Here is a 2059-nt window from a genome sequence, read left to right on the forward strand (position 1 = left end):
GTGTTATAATAAGCTTCGTTGGTGAGCAAAGCTAACTGGCGAACCTGTTTTTAGGGGAATAGTACAGCGGTAGTGCGGCGGTCTCCAAAACCGTTAACGGGGGTTCGATTCCCTCTTCCCCTGCTGAAAAATCCTTGTGAAATCAAGGATTTTTTATTTTGGAAGAAAAAGGAGATAAAATGACACAGAAGGAACAGCTTGAAAAAGCATTGGAGACTTTGGAAAAATATGTGGGGACTTTGGCCGAGGCAGCGGGAGAATCTCCGGAGTATGCCAAAGAGCTTTGGAACAGAATCAGAAATTCCAGCGGAGTTTTACAAGAGCTTGCCTACTATCATGATTATGGAAAATTTCTCTGCAAGTATCAGGTAGAAGGCTATACGCTGGCGGATGTTTTGGTATGGCAGGTGGACCATTTTAAGGCATACATGGACAGGCCCCTGGAGATGAATCGGTATAGACGGGAACGGCTTTTCTTGACAGCCTTAGACATTCTGCTTCAGATGGAAGAAAATCCCGCTCCTTATATAGAGAAGATGAAAGGGGAGACGGGCACAGACTTTGTAGATAAATTTTAGGCTCTGGCCTAAAATTTATTTTTACACAATCAAAGCGCCCATAGGTTTCCCTATGGACGCTTCGATTGTGTAAAAGGGGAATTCTTCCGGAATTACACTACTAATTAGTAGGTCTTGATATCTCTATCAAGATGAGTTAAGTATAGCGCAAAAATTCTATTTTGTCTACCCCTAAAATTATAAAAAAAATATAAACTTTTGCGGATTTTGTATGGAATAAAATACAAGCATATGATTGAAACAGCTTGATTTTGTCCTTCGGGATATTGTAGAATAGCCGGGGGAATAGAATGATAAATAAATAACAAACAACGGATAAAGGAAACAGAGAGTATGGAAGCAAGAATGAATAAACCGGCAGAGGTGATTGAAAAAAATATGAAGGCTGGCGAAGAGAAGGCCAGGCTTCCTCTTGGAAGGATGATACTTCTTGGAGTGATGGCGGGAGCTTTTATCGCCATGGGCGGAGCCGCCAGCAGCACCGTCATGCACGGAATTGAGAATGTGGGATTGTCAAGGATGGCGGCCGGAGCTATTTTCCCGGTGGGGCTTATGATGATTGTCTTTGTGGGCGGAGAGCTTTTTACGGGTAACTGCCTGGTGGTATTGGATGTGATTGATAAAAGAGTTTCCTTAAAAAGAGCCATATGCTCTCTGGGGGTGGTATACTTCAGCAACCTGATAGGCGCTCTTATCATAGATGTTTTGGTATTTCTTTCGGGAAATCTGGATTATACAGAAGGGATGCTTGGGGCCTTTGCCATAAAGACAGCCCTTGCAAAAGTATCCATCACACCTGTGAAGGGAATTGCCTCCGGCATTCTCTGCAATATTTTCGTGTGCATTGCCATATTGATGGCCACAGCGGCAAAGGATATTACCGGAAAGGTGTGGGCTATTTTTTTCCCCATTATGGCGTTTGTGGCCGGGGGCTTTGAGCACTGTGTAGCCAATATGTTTTATATCCCCATAGGTATTCTGGCAGCGGGAAATGAAATGTATGCTGCCAGAGCGCTGGAGCTTTACGGGATTGCCGGGGAAGAGCTGCAGCGTCTGACAATTCTCAACAGCTTACATAATCTTCTGCCTGTAACCCTGGGGAATATGCTGGGAGGCATGTTTTTTGTGGGTGTGCCCTGTTATCTTGTATACAAGAAAAAGTGGGGTGCAGCCACAGTCAGATCTATTTAGAGACAGTGCCTTCAATAAACTGGCGCTCATGCACCAGGGTGTCGGGGACAGGGGAGCCGGCGTTTTGTATTTTTTTGATGAGCATGTCCACATGGTGCAGCCGCTGGGCCGTGGTGATGCGGTGGCGGTTCATAAGCTCTGAAAAGAACGGGTTCTGGCTCACTGTTTTCATAAGATCTGCTGGGAAGGGACAGTAGGTAAACAATATCCTTCTTGCAATCTTGTTGAGGCGGGGGGAGCCCCGGCCCCCGGAAAAAAACCACTTGGTATAATCCCGCCCCAACATTTTC

Annotated in this window: 2 protein-coding genes, 1 tRNA gene and 1 pseudogene; 3 read left to right on the forward strand and 1 reads right to left on the reverse strand. The window is 45.3% G+C overall.

What is annotated here, in order from left to right; all coding sequences use genetic code 11:
• Positions 1-52: 52 nt before the first annotated feature.
• The 3 genes from AC1WIP_RS15020 to AC1WIP_RS15030 all read left to right on the forward strand — a co-directional run bounded on the left by AC1WIP_RS15020 (position 53) and on the right by AC1WIP_RS15030 (position 1769).
• Positions 53-123: transfer RNA gene (locus tag AC1WIP_RS15020), tRNA-Trp, on the forward strand.
• A gap of 56 nt (positions 124-179) precedes the next feature.
• Positions 180-578: a hypothetical protein gene (locus AC1WIP_RS15025; protein WP_481142590.1), complete on the forward strand. Its 399-nt coding sequence runs from the start codon at positions 180-182 to the stop codon at positions 576-578.
• Positions 579-911: 333 nt separating this feature from the next.
• Entirely contained in the window at positions 912-1769 is an 858-nt protein-coding gene (locus tag AC1WIP_RS15030) for a formate/nitrite transporter family protein (RefSeq protein WP_481142591.1), read from the forward strand.
• On the opposite strand, the pseudogene AC1WIP_RS15035 reads toward AC1WIP_RS15030, so the two are convergent.
• Positions 1762-2059: pseudogene (locus AC1WIP_RS15035) on the reverse strand (hypothetical protein); the annotation flags it as partial. The gene AC1WIP_RS15030 and the pseudogene AC1WIP_RS15035 sit on opposite strands and share 8 nt — an antisense overlap.

The sequence above is a fragment of the Acetatifactor sp. genome (assembly GCF_982438285.1).

Excerpts from the sequence above, each read along its gene's own strand:
- AC1WIP_RS15025 (WP_481142590.1), top strand. The coding sequence starts at position 180 with ATGACACAGAAGGAACAGCTTGAAAAAGCATTGGAGACTTTGGAAAAA.
- AC1WIP_RS15030 (WP_481142591.1), top strand. The coding sequence starts at position 912 with ATGGAAGCAAGAATGAATAAACCGGCAGAGGTGATTGAAAAAAATATG.